The following is a 17,986-nucleotide window of genomic DNA, read 5'->3' as shown; positions in this document are numbered from 1 at the left end:
GGGGTTGGGGGTTCGGGGTTGGGGGTTCGGGGTTAGTGGCGGCCGGTGGTTAGGGCGGCGAAGAAGTCGTTGTAGCGTCTGAGCTCTTGCTCCACCGGCTTCACCACCATGTCCTTGGACACGGCCGAGATGCGCCGGCGCATCTCCCGTTCGAGTTGCTCGCGCTCGTTCCCCGCGCCCAGGACCACGAAGTTGCGGCTGGCGATGGCCGACAGCACACCCAGCCCGAGCACGCTGACGATCATCAACCCTAGCCAGGGCAGCGTGGAGACATCTCCCAGCAGCTCGGCGGGCGCGTGCCCGATCTTGAACACCCCGTACATCAGGATCGCGCCGGCCCAGCCGATCCCGGCGACGAACAACACGACCAGCAGGTACTGCCAGATCTTCAGCAGCCACCACCACCTGGGCACCCGGTCGAGACGCGGAGCGATCTCCGCCAGCTCGTCGGAGAGGATCCCCGGCAGCCTGCCGAGCTGTGAACGAGCCGCGTCCCTGACGCCGTTGCGCCATGCCTCGGGCATGCCGGAGCTGAGGCCGTCGGCAAGCCCCTGCACGGCGTTCTCCACCTCGGCGGGCTGCGCGCTGACCGAGGCCGCGGTCACCGCCTTGATCTCGTCGCGCAGGTTGCCGAGCCGGAGGCTGTTCAGCGGGTCGGGACGCAGCCGCGAGGCCCAGCGGGCGTACGGCCAGCCGACCCAGTCGATGGAGCGCACGCCGTAGACGTTCTCCATGGCCTCGCCGACGGCGGGAACTCCCACCGCGTCGCAGAGCGAGTCGGTGAGCCCTTCCTGCCTGGCGAGGTCGACGGTGGGCTGCACGGCCATGGCCTCGGGCGCGGGCATGACCTTGGCGAGCTTGGCCATGATCCGGTCGAGGTCGGCTTCCAGGCGTTGCACGGCCGCCCGGCGACTGGCGACGGACTCCGCGAGCACGCTCTTCAAACTGTTCACGCCGCGGCCCGTGGTCGCCGAGGTGGGGACGATGCGCGGATGCTGCACGCCTTCGCGCTTCAGCAGGTCGGACAGGTCGACGACGCACTCGGCGAGCTCCTCGGGAGCCAGCCGGTCGGCCTGGTTGAGCGCGAACACGGTGACCGCCTCGTGCCCGGCCAGCTCGGCGACGTACTTGGTGTGCGTGGCGGCGTCGGCGTACTTCTGCGGGTCGAGCACCCACACGATCAGGTCGACGACCTGGATGAGGCGGTCGGCCTCGTGGTCGGTGAGGGCCCGGATGGAGTCGTGGTCGGGCAGATCCAGCAGGATCAGGCCGTGGAGCTGGCTCTCCCCCTTGTCCAGGGCGCTGGCACGGGCGAACCGGTGACGCCACTGGACCTGCAGCCAGTCGAGCAGCGGCCCCGCGCCTTCCAGACCCCAGACGCACGCGTGCGTGCGCGCGGTCGTCGGGCGGCGTACGCCCGTCGGCGACAGCTCCAGCCCGGAGATCCGGTTGAACAGGGACGACTTGCCGCTGCCCGTGCCCCCGGCGAGTGCCACCACGGTGTGGTCGCCGGAGAGCTTGAGACGGTCACCCGCACGGAGCAGGAGCTGCCCGGCCTCGGCGATCAGCGCGGGGTCGACCCTGCCGGGGCCGAGCTCCACGACCTTGGCCAGGGCCGAGAGCCGGAAGCCCAGATCGTTGCGCGTATCGGTCGTCCCGGCACGCATACTGACACTCATCGGGCGACCTCAAGGTTGTACGTTGCCTGGTAGAGCCGCTTGGCCGCGGCCTCGTCGGGGATTCCCGCCTCGTCGAGCACCTGCACGTATCTGAACGTCTCCTCGTCGAAAAGCACGCTGATGCGCGCCCGCAGGTCACTGCGGGCCTTGGTCCCGATGCTACGCAACGCCTCCGCGCCGAGCACCCCGCGCAGCAGCCGCTCGGGCAACGTGCCGGTCCCCGAGGAGGCCGCGACGTCGGAGTTCCCGTAGCCGAGCAGCCCCATCGTGAAGACCAGCGACAGCGCCTCCTCGTCGAAGGACAGCACCTTGGCGACCGAACGCTTGGTGACCCCACCGGAGCGGATCAGCCCGACGACGTGCTCCTGCCAGGCCCCGATGGTGCGGCCGACCCGGCGCGCGAACTCGTCGGAGGGACGGCCGAGCCCCGGCGTCGCCGCGAGTCGGTCACCGGCGCCGTCACGCTGCCGCCACCTGGCGACGACCTCCTCGGCGGCCCGCTGCCCCGCGGAGACGATCATCGATTCGAGCCCGGCGCGGAGCGCGGCCCTGAAAGCGTGCAAGCGCGCGGGGGTCTGCTGGCCGTTCTTCGTGGCCAGACGGCCCGGGCGGCGCAGGTGCAGGGTCTTCATCAGGTCGCCGGAGCCCGCGAAGTCCTGCCAGCGGGCGAGAACCTCCCCGCGCAGCAACGAGCCGTTGCCGAACGAGTCATCGATCTCGGCGAGCGCCCCCATGTAAGCGGCGTCCACGTCGGTCCGCAGCTCCGCCCGGAAGGCGACCTGGGCCTCCATGTGCCGGGCCAGCGCGGGGATGCGGTTGCGGAAGCTGTTCAGGACGCCGTCGAGCGTGGCCTGGACGGCCTGCGAGCGGCGCTGGTCGTCGACCGACAGCTCGGTCAGCCACATGCGCAGCTCGGCGACCTCCTCCTCGGGCAGGCGCCCGCCGGTGACCGTCGCCTCGTTGACGACGAAGCGCTCGATGTCGCCGAGGCCGTATTCCTGGAGCATCCGGGAGAAGTGCTTGTCGATCACATCGCGGGACTTGGACGGCACGCGCGACAGCACGATCGCCAGGCGGGCTCCGCGTTCCTTGGCCAGGCGTAACAGGTTCCACACGGGCGCGTCGGCGTAACGGGTCGCCGTCGTGACGAAGACCCACAGGTCGGCGGCGTCGAGCATCCGCTGGGCCACCTCGTGGTGGGTCTCCTCCACCGAGTCGATGTCGGGGGTGTCCAGCAGCGCCAGCCCTTGGGGCAGCCGCTCGCTGGTGGCGAGGACGAGGCTGTCGAGGGACTTGTCCCGTACGGGCCGGTCGACGCGTATCAGGCCGCCGAGCACGTCACCCTTCGCGAACCACTCATGGTCGTCGGAGTGGCAGACCAGGACCGGCGTGCCGGTGGTGGGGCGGCGTACCCCCGTCGCGCTGACCTTCGCGGCGGCCAGAGTGTTCACCAGGGTGGATTTGCCGGCCCCGGTGGAGCCCACGACGGCGATGAGCGCCGGCGCGGTGCTCATGTGCACGCGAGGGATGACGTAGTCCCCGATCTGGGCCAAGATCTCGGCCTGCGCCTTGCGCGCCTCCTCGACCCCGGGGACCTCCAGGCCGAGCCGGACCCCGGTGACGCTGTCGCGTAACCCGGAGAGCGCCGCCGTCAGCACCCGCGAGACCGGCTTGGGCAGCGGCACCTCGCGCACACGCTGGAACGGCTGCGACTGCGACTCGGAAGGCCACTGGGGGTGGGAGGGCAGTTGGGGCTGGGAGGGCCGCTCGGGCTGGGAAGGCGGTTGCGAACGCGCCGGCTGGAAGAGGCTGCCCTCGGCTTCGTGGGGAACGGGGTCCTCATCCTCATGCTCGCCCGCACCGGAAGCGGTGTCTCGAGGCGCGCCGTCGTGATTGGAGACGGCGTCCTCGGACGCGTCGTCGTCGCCGGAGACGGCGTCCTCGGGAGTGTCATCGTGGCTGGAGACGGCGTCATCGGCGTCACCATCGTGCTGATCCGAGACGGGGTCATTCGCGCCGCGGTCCTGATCGGAAACGACGTCGTCCACGCCGCCGTCCTGATCGGTAGCGACGTCGTCCACGCCGCCGTCCTCTTCGCGGGCTGCCGGCGTGTCGGCCGGGGAAGCGCCGGTCCGGCCGTGATCCGATGGCGCGCCTTCGGCCTGGTCTTCACCGGTCTCGACGTCAACCGGCTCGGTGCCGTCCCCTGCGGTATCGCCCGCGGCGTCGCCGACTTCAGCGTCGCCGGTGCTCGCGTCAGCGGTCTCGCGGCCTGCCGGTTCGACGTCCTCGGGGCCGGGCGACGTACCGTCTTCCGGCCCAGCGCCGTCGTCCGCCGTCGTGTCGTCCCCCACGGTCGGGTCGTCGTCCGTCGGTGTGCCGGTCCGCGGCGTACGGTCGGTGGACGTGGCGGTATCCGGATCCTCATCGCCTGCCCGGATCGCCTGGAACGTTATCGTCTGCTCCTCCGGGGTCTCGGGGGAATCCTTCCCCTCGATCACCGCGTCACCTGACTGCTCGGTGTGCCCATCGGCGCACTCGGTCTTCTTCGCAGCCGACTTCACGGGACCCGCTCCGCTCGAACCATCTCGATCTCCTGGCCGACCCTGACGACGTCACCGACGACCACGATCGCCGGCGGCCGCGTCCCAGCGGCGATCACTCGCTCCGCCACCGTGGAGAGGCTGGCATAAAGAGCTCGCTGGGTCGGAAGAGTACCGTCCTGTACCACCATCACGGGGGTTTCCGGCGAACGTCCATCTCGTATAAGTGTGTCTGCGATCGTGGCTATTCGTTCAACAGCCATCAGAAGTACCAGGGTTCCGGTTGATCTCGCCAGTCCCGCCCAGTCAACAGTTGATTTCGGATCGTCCGGCGCCACATGGACGGAGATGACGTGAAACTCCTGGCTCACTCCACGGTGGGTCACGGGCACACCGGCGGCGGCGGGAGCTGCCACCGCGCTCGTGACGCCGGGCACCACGATGACGGGGATGCCCGCCCGCGCACAGGCCAGGGCCTCCTCACCGCCTCGCCCGAAGACGAACGGGTCGCCGCCCTTCAGCCGCACGACGAACCGGCCCTGTCTCGCGTGCTCGACCAGCAGCTCGTTGATCTTCTCCTGGGCCAGGTACCGCCCGTAGGGGATCTTGGCCGCGTCGATCAGCTCCACGTCCGGCGCGAGCTCGTCCAGCAGGGCCCGGGGCGCGAGACGGTCGGCGATGACCACGTCTGCCTGGGCCAGCAGCTGGCGCCCGCGCACGGTGATCAGCCCGGGGTCTCCCGGGCCGCCGCCGACGAGCGCGACGCCGACGGGCTTGGTGCGGTTGCGCCGCGCGTCGACGGTGCCGTCGCGCAGGGCGTCGACCACGGCGTCCCTGATCCCGGCCGCGCGCCGGGGGTCGCCGCCCGCGGTGACGGCCACGCTGATCTCGTCGACGCGCCCGCTCGCGGGGGTCCAGGCGGCGGAGGCGTCACGGTCGTCGGCGCGCACGCACCAGATGTGCTTGGCTTCCGCCTCGGCGGCGACGGCGGCGTTGACGGACCGGTTGTCGGTGCACGCCTGCACGAGCCAGGCTCCGTCGCAGTCGCCGACCTGATAGGACCGGCGCTCCCAGGCGATGAGGCCGTCGGCGATGAGGTCATCGAGCGCCGGAGTCACGCTCGGGGACACCAGGGTGACCGAGGCACCCGCCTGGAGCAGAGTGGGCACCCTGCGCTGCGCCACGCGCCCGCCGCCGACGACGAGCACGCGCCTCCCGTTGAGACGCAGACCGAGCAGGTAGGGCGACGACATTGGACGGTGTTCCCTTTCCCGGGAAGAGGTGAAAACCCGTTGTCCGTGGAGTAAACCTACAGGCCCTGTGCGGTCGGGGGCACGGCTTGCCTGCCTTCCAGGAGCGGCCTGCGCGGATCCCACGGCTCGCCCCCCGAGGCCGTCTCGCGCCTGCGCGCGATGGCCGACAGGGCCTCCAGGACGACCCGGTTCCCGAGGTAGGCGGTGATCTCCGCGTGGTCGTACGGCGGGGACACCTCGACCACCTCCACGCCCACCACCGGCAGCTCGTAGCAGATGCGCCGGACCGCGTCGAGGAGCTGCCGCGCGGACAGGCCGCCGGGCTCGGGGGTTCCGGTGCCGGGTGCGTGGCCGGGGTCGCACACGTCGATGTCCACCGAGAGGAACACGCCGTCGCACTCATCGGTGGCGATGGCGAACGCCTCGGTCAGGCACTCGGTGAGCCCGCGTTCCACGATCTCGGTCATCTCGTACGAGCGCATGTCCTGCCGCGCCATCCAGCTCAACGTCTCGGGCCCCGGCCAGTACCCCCGCAGCCCGATCTGCAGGAACCTGTCCCCCCGGATCGCCTGGGACTCGATAAGCCGCCGCATCGGCTGGCCGTGCCCGTACAGGTGCCCGAACTCGATGTTCCCGGTGTCGGCGTGGGCGTCGAAGTGGATCATGGACACCCGGCCGAAGCCGTGGTGGCGGGCGACCCCGCGCGCGTCGGGCAGGGCGATGGTGTGGTCGCCCCCGAGGATCAGCGGGATCGCCCCGGATGCCGAGATCGTGTGAACGGCCTCCTCGATGTTGCCGATCGAGGTCTCGATGTCGCCCGAGTAGCACTCGACGTCACCGGCGTCCAGGACCTTCAGATCCTGGAGGGGGTCGACGCGAAGCGCGAGGCTGGGGCGGGATCCGTCGTGGGGCAGGTAGCAGGCCTGCCGCAGGGCCATCGGTCCGAAGCGCGCGCCGGGACGGTTGCTCGTGCCGCCGTCGAACGGAGCCCCGACGATCACGACGTCCGCTCCCGCGAAGCTGGATGGATCGCTCAGGTCACAGCGTTCCACGCCGAGGAAGGTGATGTCGGGTCCGAACATCGGGCCGTAGCGCATCGTGCTCACCAATCATGCTTTACAGCAGAATGTCACCATTTAACCGCATTTGCGCAAACCGCCTGCTGAACGGCCGTACCACCTCACACCGCACCGGCGCGCCGGATGAAGACCATGACGGCGACGGGAGAACAGCCCCCGCCGGGGGCAGGTGGCGAGGCGGCGGCGGGCGTCGCGCTAGATCTCCGTGCCGGAGGTGGTGGCGTCCTTGTCGGTGACGCCGGCCGAGTCGAAGGTGGCCACCTCGTGCATGACGCGCACGGCCGCGCTCACCAGCGGGTACGCCAGCAGGGCGCCCGTGCCCTCGCCGAGGCGCAGTTCCAGGTCGACCAGCGCGCGCAGGCCGAGATGGCCGAGCGCGATGGCGTGCCCCGGCTCGGCGGAGCGGTGGCCGGCGACGCAGTAGTCGACGACGCCCGGAGCCAGAGCGGCGGCGACGAGAGCGGCCGAGCCCGCGATGACCCCGTCCAGGATGACCGGGACGCGTGCCGCTGCGGCGCCGAGGACGAACCCGGCCAGGGCCGCGTGCTCGAGGCCGCCGACCGCCGCCAGCTTCCTGATCGCGTCCTCCACGGCACCGGACGCGGCGCCGTCCCCCTGGACGACGCCGGCGGCGGAGATGCCGTTGACGTCCAGGCCGCGGCGGACTATCGCGATCTTGTGGTCGAGGGTGGCGGTGTCGACGCCCGTGCCCCTGCCTGTGGTGAGCGCGGCGTCCTCGCCGGTGAAGGCGCAGATGAGGGCGGCGGACGCGGTCGTGTTGGCGATGCCCATGTCCCCGGTGATCAGGCAGGCCGCCCCGGCGTCGATCAGCTCCCGCGCGATGGAGATGCCCGCTTCGAGTGCGGCCACCGCCTGGGCGCGGGTCATCGCCGGGCCACGCGACAGGTCGGCCGTGCCGTACGCGATCTTGCGGGAGACCAGGCCGGGCGCCTCGGCAAGGTCGGCGGCGACACCGATGTCGACGACGGTCACCGACGTGCCGGCCTGCGCGGCGAAGGCGTTCGCCACGGCGCCGCCGGCGAGGAAGTTCGCCACCATCTGGGTGGTGACCTCTTGCGGCCACGGAGTGACCCCCTGGGCGTGCACGCCGTGGTCGGCGGCGAAGATCGCCAGGGCGGCGGGCGCGGGGGCCGGCGGCGGGCAGGCACCGGCGACGCCGGCGAGCCGTACCGCGACCTCCTCCAGCACGCCGAGCGCGCCGCGGGGCTTGGTCAAACGGTCCTGGTGTGCCCGCGCCTCTTCCATCGCCACCCGGTCGGCGGGCCGGATCGCCGCCAGGGTCTGCTCCAGAGATGCGCCGCCCATGGTCAGACCAGCCCTTCCACCATGGTGGGCTCCTCGCGGGGCAGCCTCCGCACGGCGGGGCCGCTCCGCAGCACCCTGTCCCCGGCTCCCTCGATCGCCTCCGCGGCCTGCAGGGACTCAAGCTCCTCCAGCGACAGCGGCTCTTCCGTGGCTTCGAGGAGCTCCTCGCCGGACTCGTCCAGGACGGGCGGCTCCGCCGCGCCGAGGACGCGATCGTCGTCGTGGGCGGGCCACAGCTCGGCGGCCCTGAGGATGTCCTCGTACCGGTCGATGATCAGGTCGGCGAGCCCTTCGCAGTCGCCGATCACCTCGGCGCAGCGCACGTCGAGGTCGATGTGCCCGGCGGCGTAGGCCAGGGCCTCGGCCCAGATGCGCTCGAGCACGCCCCCGGCGAACAGCAGGTAGGGAAGCACGACGACCCGCTTGGCGCCCAGGCGCCGGCAGCGCTCGATGCCCTGGGCGACGCTCGGCGGCGCGTCGGAGACGTAGGCGGTCTCGACGGTCAGCAGCTCGGGCGCGTGCGTCTCCCAGAACAGCCGGGACACGCGGTGGACCTCGGCGTTGGCGGCCGTGTCGGCCGAACCGTGGCCCACGAGCACCACGGCGGTCTCCGCGGGCGTGATCGGCTCCCATGGCGGGTCGCCGTGCTCGTCGGTCATGGAGACCGCCGCGAGGCGCGGCATCTCGGCGAGCGCGTCGGCCAGCCGCTCGGCCATGAGCGCCAGCACCTGGGGCGCGGCGCCGAGCGTCCGTCCGAGGTCGCAGGTGAGGGTGGGGTGGACGACCTGTGCCCGCGCGATCACCGCGGGGACGTCGTGACTGTCGCCGAGCGCGAGCGGCACGGCCACCAGGCGGTGATGCCCACGGGCGACGAGCGAGGCGACGGAGTCGCTGAGCGCCGGACGTCCCTTGGCGATGAATCCGCCCGACACATCCGCCGCCACCTGGTCGAGACGGCACCGAAGCCGGTGGACGAAACGGCCGAACTCTGCCGCGCCCGTGTCATCGTGGGCGCCGTGCCCTATGAGCAAGAGCGGCGGCTTCATATGGATCTCCGATACTTTGACCTGCGGATATGTGGTCGGGTCGCGAGGATATCCGAATCTGTCAATCCTTGGACATGCCTTTGCGCACCATTTGGTCGAATGCAGACCGTCCGTTCACGGTCCTCGTTCATGGTCATCCCGCCCGTGGGCCTTACGTACCCCGGGACGCCGCCGCGGTGCTACCTCCGGCCGCCTCGCGTGAGCGCGGGCATCAGACGGTCTCGCCCTTGAGCAGGCTGAACAGCACGGCGTCCGAGATGCCGCCGGAGATCGGCAGTGCCCGCCGCAGGATGCCCTCCTCGGTGAAGCCCGCCTTCCTCGCCACGGCCTGGCTGGCGACGTTGCCCACGGCGGCCAGCAGCGTGATGCGGTGGAAGCCCCGCATCATGAGGAACGTGCTGACGGCGCGCGTCGCCTCTGAGGCGAAACCCCTGCGCCGGGCCCACGGCGAGATCCAGTAGCCGACCTCGACGTCGCCGCGCTCCCAGTCGGCCCGCTGGACTCCGGCTGATCCGGCCAGGCGGCCTCCGGCCTTGGGCTCGATGGCGAACTGCACGCCGTTCACCGAGTCGGCGTGGGCGAACTTGGTGCACCACTCGTACGCCCGCTGCATGTCGTACCCCTCGGCCCAGGGCATCCAGCGGAGGATCTCCGGGTCGCGGTTCACCGCCTCGTAGACGTCCTTGGTGTCGGTGCCGGTGAAGGGGCGGAGGATGAGCCGCTCGCTCTCCAGGCGCACTCCGGTGCCGAAGCCGCGGCCGTTCATCGTGGGCGGCCCCATGGCGAGGTCGCGGGAGAGCAACCCGAAGACGACCAGGTCGTGCGGCCCGTCCTCCTCGAAACCCGCGCCGCGCAGCACACCCTCGCGGGTGAAGCCCGCCTTCTCCGCGACGCGCAGGGAGGCGGTGTTGTCCAGGTTGGCGCGCAGCTCGACACGGCGCAGGCCGCCCTTGGTGAGCATCCACTCGGTCAGGCCGCTGACGGCTTCGGGGGCGTAGCCGCGGCCGCGGTGGGCGGGATGGACGCCGTAGCCGATCTCGGCGGTCGCGGCGCCCCAGACGGTCTTGAACAGGCTGATGGCCCCGACGATGGCGCCCTCGGCGACCATGGCGAGGTGGATGCCCTGGCCGGACCGCCACAGCTCGTGCACGCCGTAGGACAGCCACTGCGGCACGCCGGACGCGTGGCCGGGCACGCCGGGCGGGAGGAACTGCGCCCCCGACTCGATGATCGCGCGCACCCGGTCGGCGTCTCGCGGGCCGAAGGGCCGTAGGAGCAGCCGTTTGGTGGTGATCGTCAGGTGCTGGTCAAACCCGGTCAATTCCATCCCCCTTGTGCGGACACATCAGCTCATCGCACATCGGGGGGTATCCGCAACTTGGCAGGCCCTGACGAACCGGCGCGGCTCGCCGATTCACCAGGGCCCGATCGCCTCAGATCACATCGTCACAGAACTCACGCCACATCCGTCTCAGAAGACCTCAATCCTGACGGGACACCAGCGAGGCGATCGCCGCGTACATCGCCGCATAGAAGGCGTACATGAGCAGGAGCCACAGAAGCACGCTCGCCACCACCCCGTAGGTGCCGTCGGGCAGCCGCGGGACCGCGCCGGAGAGCTGTGTGGCGGCGAGCCCGACGGCGACGATGACGAGCAGGGAGGGCCGCCGCTGTCAGCGCGGGCCGGAGATGGCGATGACGACCTCCAGCGTGCGGGGGCCGTGCACGCCCTCGACGCGGTTCAGTTCGATGTCGCTCGTCGCCGACGGACCGCTGATCCACGTCAGCGGCCGCACCGGATCCAGGCGGGAGATCGCCTCGGGCACGCCGGGCACGACCTGGTCCGCGCGCACGACGCACAGGTGGTAGTCGGGCACCAGCGTGAGCGCCCTGCGCCCCTGGCCGGGGCCGGCGGAAAGGACGATCGTCCCGGTCTCGGCGATCCCGGCCGCGCAGCCGGTGATCACGCCGTCCGCGGCGTCCAGGTCGGCGGCGGCCAGCGGCGGATCGTCGCGCAGCCGCTCCAGGGTGGCCGGCACGGCGCCCAGCCATTCCTCGGGCAGCCCGTCCGGGATCACCAGCCGGCCGGCGTTCCGGCCGGAGAGCGCCCGCGCGACGGTGTCCGCCACCTCCTCCTCGGGCACGACGTGGACGATCGCCCGGTAGTCGCGGACCCGCTCCGCGAACAGCTCGACGCGTCCGGACTCCTCGCCCGGGGCCGGCGAGGTCCGGTATCCCCGGGCCTCCTCCACGTCTGTCTGCGGGGCCCCGGCCACGGCCGATCGGATCCTCGCCAGGATCAGGTCTCGCGAGCTCATCGGCCGCCGCCTTCCTCGGTGCGCTGCCACCAGTCGCGGAACGACTCCTCCGGAACCGCCGGGACGTCCCGCGTCGCGGTCCAGGCCGCGCCGGGGCCGGGCAGGCGCCTCTTCGGCACCAGCCCGCGGAATCGCGTGGCCAGGCGCTGAGCGCGTTCCAGCCGTACCGGCTTGTCGAGCACCCATCCCGCGGCCGTCAGCCCGAGCCGCTCCGCCGGGGCGTGCGGGGCCTTGGAACGCAGGTGGACCAGCACCTCCGGGATGTCGATGGCCACCGGGCACACGTCGTAGCACGCGCCGCACAAGCTGGAGGCGTACGGCAGCGAGGCGTCCAGCTCGGAGGCCATGCCGCGCAGCTGCGGGGTGAGGATTGCCCCGATCGGCCCGGGATAGACCGATCCGTACGCGTGACCGCCCACGCGCTCGTACACCGGGCAGACGTTGAGGCACGCAGAGCAGCGGATACAGCGAAGCGCCTGGCGCCCGATCTCGTCGGCCAGCACCTTGGTCCGGCCGTTGTCGAGGAGCACCAGGTGGAACTCCTGGCCCTCGGTGGCGCCGGTCCACATGGAGGTGTAGGGGTTCATGCGCTCCCCGGTGGAGCTCCTCGGCAGGAGCTGCAGGAACACCTCCAGGTCGCGCCAGGTGGGCAGCACCTTCTCGATGCCGACGACGCTGATCAGCGTCTCCGGCAGGGTGAGGCACATCCGGCCGTTGCCCTCCGACTCCAGCACCACCAGCGTGCCGGTCTCCGCGATCAGGAAGTTGGCCCCGGAGACGCCGACCTTGGTGGACAGGAAGCGCTCGCGCAGGTGCAGCCGCGCGGCGTCCGCCAGGGTCCTCGGATCGTCGCTCAGGCCCTCCGGCGCGGGACGGCCCCACTCCGCCATGTGCTCGGTGAAGATCTCGCGGATCTCCGAGCGGTTGCGGTGGATGGCCGGCACCAGGATGTGCGACGGCCAGTCATCGCCGAGCTGCACGATCAGCTCGGCGAGGTCGGTCTCGTAGGCGGTGATGCCCTCGCGCTCCAGCGCCTCGTTGAGGCCGATCTCCTGGGTCGCCATCGACTTGACCTTCATGACCCGGGTCTCGCCCGTGGCCCTGATCAGGCCGGTGACGATCTCGTTCGCCTCGGCGGCGTCCGACGCCCAGTGGACGTGGCCGCCCGCCTTGGTGATCGCCTCCTCCGCCTGGAGCAGGTAACGGTCGAGGTTGCGCAGCGCGTCGTCCTTGATGGCCTTGCCCGCCGCGCGCAGTTCCTGCCAGTCGGGCAGTTCCTCGACGACGGCCGCCCGCTTGCCGCGGATCGTGTGGGTGGCCTTGCGCAGGTTGAACCGGAGCTGGGAGTCCTGGAGGGCCTTCTCCGCGTTCTCGGGGAACGAGGGCATGCCAAGGAAGGTGCCGGATCCGCTCATCGTGCCGCTCCTTCGCAGGCCGGGGGTGCCATCGGCGGCCGAGGTGCCCGGGTCACCGGGCCGCCTCCGTGCGGGCGAGGATCTCGGCGAGGTGCATGACCCGGACCCCCGCGCGCTGGCGGCTCAGCGTGCCGCCGATGTGCATCAGGCAGGAGTTGTCGGCCGCGCAGAGCACCTCGGCACCGGTGGTCATGACGTTGGCGACCTTGTCCGCGCACATGGCCGCGGAGACCCCCGCGTTCTTCACCGCGAAGGTGCCGCCGAACCCGCAGCACTCGTCCGCGGCGGGGAGGGGGACGAGTTCCAGGCCGCGCACGTTCCGCAGGAGCGTGACCGGGCGGTCCCCTACCTTGAGCCCACGGAGCGAGTGACAGGTGGGGTGATATGTAACCCGGTGTGGGAAATATGCGCCTACGTCGGTGACGCCGAGCACGTCCACCAGGAACTCCGAGAGGTCGTACACCTTCGGCGTCACCTCCGCCACCTCCTGGGCGAACGGAGAACGCCCCTGGTGGACGCTCGCGAAGGCGCCCGCCCGCGTCGCCCCCATGCCGGCCGCCAGCTTCGGGTACTGCTCGCGCACCATCGCGGCACACGATCCGGACGGGGCCACCACGGCGTCGTATCCGCCGAAGACGTCCAGGAAGTGCCGCGCCAGGCGCACCCCCTCGTCCCGGTAGCCGGTGTTGACGTGCATCTGGCCGCAGCAGGTCTGGGCCGTCGGGAACTCCACCTCGCAGCCGAGGCGGCGCAGCAACGTCACGACCGCCTTGCCCGTGTCCGGGAAGAGCGTGTCGTTGACACACGTGATGAACAGAGCGACCCGCATCGCGACCCTTCCTCGAGGTGCCCGGGCTACCCGGAGCCGCACCCGCCGTACGCGGTGGTGCGGACCAAGTATGGTCAGACCATACTCCAGGCAGGAAGGAGGGTCACGTGACAGGAGACAGGACGCGGCGCACGCGCGCGTTCGAGGAGGTGCTCTTCCAGATCGAACGGCGCATCACCGACGACGGGCTCAAGGTGGGAGACCGCCTCCCCGGCGAGCGGCAGCTGGCCGAGCAACTCCAGGTCAGCCGGTCCTCGGTACGCGAGGCGATCCGCGTCCTCGAGACGCTCGGGGTCGTGTCATCGCAGGTCGGGCGTGGCCCGGACGCCGGAGCGGTGCTCACCTCCCGCCCGGACAGCGCGCTGACCGACCTGCTCCGCCTCAGCCTCGGCCTGTCCAGCCTGTCGCTGCGCGAGGTCATCGACACCCGCCTGATGATCGAACGCTGGTCCGCCGAGCAGGCGGCGCACGCGGCGACCGGGGCCGCCGGCTCGGATGCCGATGCGATGGCAGAGGCGGTACGGGCCATGGAATCGGCGCAGACCGCCGAGGACTTCGTCGAGCACGACATCGCCTTCCACGTGGCGATCGCGGAGGCATCGGGCAACCGGCTCGTCGCGGCGGTGATGCGCGCCCTGCGCGGGGCGATGCGCAGATACGCCATCGAGGCCGTCGAGCGTCTCGGCGACACGCGCGTGCTGCGGGAGGACCACCGCCGCATCCACGACGCCATCGCCGCGGGCGACGCGGCCGGCGCGGTCGACGCCGTGACCACCCACCTGGCCCACGCCTACCCCGAGCTCTTCTAGAGCATCGGCAGGACCCCGCTTGGTCCCTCGCCGCAAGTGCGGCTCCCACGCCGGGCGGCTCTCAGGGTGAGGGGCTCTCGACCGGAGTGGGTAGAACGTGTTCTAATTACGGGCGCGAGCCGTACCCCCGGAAGGTGTGGACATGAGCGGTGATCTGAAGCTCGGACTGAACGTCGGCTACTGGCAGCGGAACGCCGACGACGCGACCGAGGTGGTCCAGACGGCCGAGCGGCTCGGCTACGACTCGGTGTGGACGGCCGAGGCGTACGGATCGGACGCCTTCACCCCGCTGGCGTGGTACGGCGCGCGGACCAGCAGGATCAAACTGGGCACCAGCGTCGCGCAGATCTCGGCGCGCACCCCGGTCACCACCGCCATGACGGCGATGACGCTCGACCACCTCACCGGCGGACGGCTGCTGCTCGGCATCGGAGCGTCCGGGCCGCAGGTCGTCGAAGGGTGGTACGGCCGGCCGTTCCCCAAGCCGCTCGCCCGCACCCGCGAGTACGTCGACATCATGCGCAAGGTGTGGCGCCGCGAGGAACCGGTCACCAACGACGGCCCGCACTACCCGATGCCCTATCCCGGCGGCACCGAACTCGGCAAGCCGCTCAAGCTGATCACACACCCGCTGCGGCCGGAGATCCCGATCTACCTCGGCGCCGAGGGGCCGAAGAACGTCGCCCTGGCCGCCGAGATCACCGATGGCTGGCTGCCGCTGTTCGTCTTCCCCGAGAAGCTCCAGACCATGTACGGCGAGGCGCTGGCCGGGGCCGAACCTGGTTTCGACATCGCGGCGATGGTCCTGGTCATGATCACCGACGACGTCCAGGCGGCGCTGGACGGCGTGAAGATGATGCTCACGCTCTACATCGGCGGCATGGGCGCCAAGAGCCGGAACTTCCACTCCGACATCGTCGGCCGCATGGGCTTCGCCGACGCCGCGCACAAGATCCAGGAGCTGTACCTGGCGGGGCGCAAGGACGAGGCCTTCCACGCGATCCCCGACGAGCTGGCGGACGGCATCTCCCTGGTCGGCCCGGCCGGCCGCATCCGCGAGCGCCTCGAACTGTGGCGGAACAGCCCCGTGACCAACCTCCTGGTCATGGGCCCCCGCGACGAACCCAGCCTCCGCACCATCCGCGACCTGGTGCTGGGCTGATCGGCCTTCTCGGCCAGAAGATCTGACCCGGTGACGGCACCGGCCGGCGGACCGTTCGACCCGTGAGGCGACCGGGCGAGGGCGTGCGCGAGGCTCGGGAGGCACCGGCGAGGGAGGGCGCCCAGCCCCGGATACGCCCTCCCTCGCCGGTGCCGCACGGGCACGGCGGCCATTCTCTCGAGCGCGCCCCGCTCTTCGCCGTACCCGAGTCTCATGCGAACGCCCCTGACGCAGGCCGACGTGCCGACGCGGATCAGGAAGCGCTGCGGTCCACCCGTCCAACGGTAGACACTCGAGGGGATATTTACAACTATTCCTACAGGTTGTACATGATATCTCTCGATCTCCATTCAGGCCAGAAAGTGGCCGCTACCCGGCCTAGCGTCGAAGGCACCGCAGCAGGACGCGGCCGGAAACACGCGGGTGGACCGCCACAGCCGAAGGACGACCATGAGCACCGAGATCAGCCCGTGTGGTGCTCGTGAATCGGGCGCCGCGGTGGCGAGGAGGGGTACGGCGGTGCTCGGCGCCACCGTACGTCGGGCAACCCCCGTTGAACTCGTGACTCGTGGATTCAGGAGATCTGTGCCGATGACCGCCGTACCCGTCGTCTCGCGGCGCGTGCTCAACCGGACACTGCTGGAGCGTCAGCCGCTGATCACGCGTACCTCCCGGTCCGCGCTCGAGGTGGTGCGGCACCTGGTCGCCATGCAGGGGCAGGAGCCCAACTGGCCCTATGTCGGACTCTGGACCCGGTCGGCGGGTTTCCGCCATGAGGACCTGACGTCCCTGCTGAACGAGCGCGGAGTACTGCCGGTGGTCCATGCCCCATCCGTCGGCGCCTGGGGTGGCTGGGGCAGCCCGGCCGGGATCTCGGTCACCCTGGCCGAAGCGTGGATCGGCGGCCCCATCCCGGCGTCTCCGCCGATCGAACTGATGATCCACCGGTACCTGGCGGCCTTCGGCCCGGCCGGCGTCATGGACATCCAGGCATGGTCCGGGCTCACCCGGCTGCGTACGGTCATCGACACCCTTCGCCCGCGGCTACGCATCCTGCGCGACGAGATCTCCCCGTTCCGGCCCCCGTCCGCAGTGGACACCGCGGCCGTGCTGGAGGAGGCCGAGCGGCTGCACGCGTTCGTCGTCCCGGACGCCACCGGACCGGACATAGAGCTCTCCAGTCCCTGACCCCCGAACGCCGGGCGAGGATCCAAGCCATCCGCTCCCTGACCCCCGAACGCCGTCGCCGGACGGGGTTCCAAGCCATCCACAAGTCAGCGAACCCGCAGACAAGCTGCGATCAAGTGCTCCACGGCATCGTGGAACCGTCGAAAGGATCGGCGACGCCGCGACGCCGGGCGCGGCGGAGGCCACCGCGACCCGCACGAGTGGAGACCAGCAACAATGAGCAGTACGGTGCTCGTCCTCACCGAGGACGGCGACACCCAGGCGCGGCACGTCGCCCGCGCCCTGACCGGACGCGGAGCCGACACGCTGGTCCTCGACCCCGGGTGGTTCCCCGGCGCCGCCCGGCTCTCGGTCACCCTGGACCCGTCGGGGTCGGCCAGGCGCACGCTCGTGACGGACGAGCGGCGCGTGGACCTGGACCGGCTCACGTCGGTCTGGTTCCGCCGCCCCGGTCCCCCGCTCGGCGAGCCCGCCGGTGACGGCACCGTTCAGCAGAACGGGTTCGCCTCCGACGTGTGGGACACGCTGGACTGCCCCGCCGTACCGGCGTCGCGGGCCGTGATCCAGCGCGCGCAGCGCAAGCTGTACCAGCTCTCCGTCGCCGGACGCCTGGGCTTCGAGCTGCCGTCCACGCTGATCAGCACCGACCATGACGAGTTGCTGGACTTCTACCTCGCCCACCAGGGCCAGATCGTCACCCGCGTGCTGAACCGGCCCTGGGCCATCACCGAGCGCACTCCGCCGGAGGAGGTCACCACCCTCAGCGACCCGAAGGGCACCGGTCCTTTCCCGCTGGTCGCGCAGGCGCATGTGCTGCGCAGGCTGGCCCTGCGGGTGATCGTCACCGGTGCCCGGGTGTTCGCCGCCGAGATCCACTCGCCCAAGAGCGTACGGCGGCTGCGGCCGCACAGCCTGCCCGACGACGTGAGCGGGCGCTGCCTCGGCCTCATGCGCACCCTCGGGTTGTCGTTCGGCACGATCGACCTGACGCTGACGCCGGAAGGCCGCTACGTGTTCCTGGAGATGAACCCGGAAGGGGGCTTCCTGCTCATCGAGGAGATCACCGGCATGCCCATCACCGAGTCCCTCTGCGACCTCCTCCTCGCCCTCCCGTCACCGGAACAGACGTAGGCCCTTTCCATTATCGGCCGGGCGAAAATTGAGCCGGCCGCGTCGGTTACCAGGGCACCCCTGCGGGCGGCCACAGAGTATGGGCCTACCTCACCACGCCCGGCCAGTGATCCATTGGGACCGAAGTGGTGTCCTGGACCAGCCGGCCGAGAACAAGACCCGGCACAGGCCTTGCGATCATGAGCCGTTTTCCACCTATCGCACAGCT

General features: G+C 71.0%; 14 protein-coding genes. 4 read left to right on the top strand and 10 right to left on the bottom strand.

Annotation, left to right across the window (positions count from 1 at the left end; translation table 11 throughout):
• Window positions 1–32: 32 nt before the first annotated feature.
• The 10 genes from MYF83_RS15305 to MYF83_RS15260 all read right to left on the bottom strand — a co-directional run bounded on the left by MYF83_RS15305 (window position 33) and on the right by MYF83_RS15260 (window position 13,488).
• On the bottom strand, window positions 33–1,679 hold the full coding sequence (locus tag MYF83_RS15305) for a GTP-binding protein (protein ID WP_248961001.1): 1,647 nt from the start codon (window positions 1,677–1,679) through the stop codon (window positions 33–35).
• Window positions 1,676–4,243, bottom strand: a complete 2,568-nt coding sequence (locus MYF83_RS43760; RefSeq protein ID WP_248961000.1) for a GTPase — start codon at window positions 4,241–4,243, stop codon at window positions 1,676–1,678. The genes MYF83_RS15305 and MYF83_RS43760 overlap by 4 nt, the downstream gene beginning before the upstream one ends.
• Window positions 4,240–5,475 (bottom strand): uroporphyrinogen-III C-methyltransferase, encoded by a 1,236-nt coding sequence (gene cobA, locus MYF83_RS15295; RefSeq protein ID WP_248960999.1) that lies wholly within the window; start codon window positions 5,473–5,475, stop codon window positions 4,240–4,242. Before cobA ends, MYF83_RS43760 begins: the two co-directional genes overlap by 4 nt.
• Before the next feature lie 56 nt (window positions 5,476–5,531).
• Entirely contained in the window at window positions 5,532–6,572 is a 1,041-nt protein-coding gene (gene speB, locus MYF83_RS15290; protein WP_248961011.1) for an agmatinase, read from the bottom strand.
• A 177-nt stretch (window positions 6,573–6,749) separates the two neighbouring features.
• Window positions 6,750–7,880, bottom strand: coding sequence for a nicotinate-nucleotide--dimethylbenzimidazole phosphoribosyltransferase (gene cobT / locus MYF83_RS15285; RefSeq protein WP_248960998.1), 1,131 nt, complete (start codon window positions 7,878–7,880; stop codon window positions 6,750–6,752).
• Window positions 7,881–7,882: 2 nt separating this feature from the next.
• Complete coding sequence (locus tag MYF83_RS15280; protein ID WP_248960997.1) at window positions 7,883–8,926, bottom strand: sirohydrochlorin chelatase; 1,044 nt, start codon at window positions 8,924–8,926, stop codon at window positions 7,883–7,885.
• Between the two features lie 211 nt (window positions 8,927–9,137).
• Entirely contained in the window at window positions 9,138–10,247 is a 1,110-nt protein-coding gene (locus MYF83_RS15275; protein ID WP_248960996.1) for a GNAT family N-acetyltransferase, read from the bottom strand.
• Between the two features lie 352 nt (window positions 10,248–10,599).
• Complete coding sequence (locus tag MYF83_RS15270; RefSeq protein WP_248960995.1) at window positions 10,600–11,244, bottom strand: LutC/YkgG family protein; 645 nt, start codon at window positions 11,242–11,244, stop codon at window positions 10,600–10,602.
• Window positions 11,241–12,659 (bottom strand): lactate utilization protein B, encoded by a 1,419-nt coding sequence (locus MYF83_RS15265; protein WP_248960994.1) that lies wholly within the window; start codon window positions 12,657–12,659, stop codon window positions 11,241–11,243. The genes MYF83_RS15270 and MYF83_RS15265 overlap by 4 nt, the downstream gene beginning before the upstream one ends.
• Window positions 12,660–12,711: 52 nt before the next feature.
• Window positions 12,712–13,488: a (Fe-S)-binding protein gene (locus MYF83_RS15260; protein WP_248960993.1), complete on the bottom strand. Its 777-nt coding sequence runs from the start codon at window positions 13,486–13,488 to the stop codon at window positions 12,712–12,714.
• 107 nt (window positions 13,489–13,595) lie between these two features.
• On the opposite strand from MYF83_RS15260, the gene MYF83_RS43755 reads away from it, so the two are divergent.
• The 4 genes from MYF83_RS43755 (at window position 13,596) to MYF83_RS15240 (ending at window position 17,778) form a co-directional block, all read left to right on the top strand.
• Window positions 13,596–14,297 (top strand): FadR/GntR family transcriptional regulator, encoded by a 702-nt coding sequence (locus MYF83_RS43755; RefSeq protein ID WP_248960992.1) that lies wholly within the window; start codon window positions 13,596–13,598, stop codon window positions 14,295–14,297.
• 142 nt (window positions 14,298–14,439) lie between these two features.
• On the top strand, window positions 14,440–15,459 hold the full coding sequence (locus tag MYF83_RS15250) for an LLM class F420-dependent oxidoreductase (RefSeq protein ID WP_248960991.1): 1,020 nt from the start codon (window positions 14,440–14,442) through the stop codon (window positions 15,457–15,459).
• 591 nt (window positions 15,460–16,050) lie between these two features.
• Window positions 16,051–16,647, top strand: coding sequence for a DNA glycosylase AlkZ-like family protein (locus MYF83_RS15245; RefSeq protein ID WP_248960990.1), 597 nt, complete (start codon window positions 16,051–16,053; stop codon window positions 16,645–16,647).
• A gap of 216 nt (window positions 16,648–16,863) precedes the next feature.
• Entirely contained in the window at window positions 16,864–17,778 is a 915-nt protein-coding gene (locus MYF83_RS15240) for an MvdC/MvdD family ATP grasp protein (RefSeq protein WP_248960989.1), read from the top strand.
• Window positions 17,779–17,986: the final 208 nt, after the last annotated feature.

Source organism: Sphaerisporangium perillae (assembly GCF_023276435.1).
In the GTDB taxonomy this organism is placed as follows: Bacteria; Actinomycetota; Actinomycetes; order Streptosporangiales; family Streptosporangiaceae; genus Sphaerisporangium; species Sphaerisporangium perillae.
This window is presented reverse-complemented; position numbering and strand designations above follow the sequence as displayed.

Excerpts from the sequence above, each read along its gene's own strand:
- MYF83_RS15305 (WP_248961001.1), bottom strand. The coding sequence starts at position 1,679 with ATGAGTGTCAGTATGCGTGCCGGGACGACCGATACGCGCAACGATCTG.
- cobA (WP_248960999.1), bottom strand. The coding sequence starts at position 5,475 with ATGTCGTCGCCCTACCTGCTCGGTCTGCGTCTCAACGGGAGGCGCGTG.
- speB (WP_248961011.1), bottom strand. The coding sequence starts at position 6,572 with ATGCGCTACGGCCCGATGTTCGGACCCGACATCACCTTCCTCGGCGTG.
- cobT (WP_248960998.1), bottom strand. The coding sequence starts at position 7,880 with ATGGGCGGCGCATCTCTGGAGCAGACCCTGGCGGCGATCCGGCCCGCC.
- MYF83_RS15280 (WP_248960997.1), bottom strand. The coding sequence starts at position 8,926 with ATGAAGCCGCCGCTCTTGCTCATAGGGCACGGCGCCCACGATGACACG.
- MYF83_RS15270 (WP_248960995.1), bottom strand. The coding sequence starts at position 11,244 with ATGAGCTCGCGAGACCTGATCCTGGCGAGGATCCGATCGGCCGTGGCC.
- MYF83_RS15265 (WP_248960994.1), bottom strand. The coding sequence starts at position 12,659 with ATGAGCGGATCCGGCACCTTCCTTGGCATGCCCTCGTTCCCCGAGAAC.
- MYF83_RS15260 (WP_248960993.1), bottom strand. The coding sequence starts at position 13,488 with ATGCGGGTCGCTCTGTTCATCACGTGTGTCAACGACACGCTCTTCCCG.
- MYF83_RS15250 (WP_248960991.1), top strand. The coding sequence starts at position 14,440 with ATGAGCGGTGATCTGAAGCTCGGACTGAACGTCGGCTACTGGCAGCGG.
- MYF83_RS15245 (WP_248960990.1), top strand. The coding sequence starts at position 16,051 with ATGACCGCCGTACCCGTCGTCTCGCGGCGCGTGCTCAACCGGACACTG.
- MYF83_RS15240 (WP_248960989.1), top strand. The coding sequence starts at position 16,864 with ATGAGCAGTACGGTGCTCGTCCTCACCGAGGACGGCGACACCCAGGCG.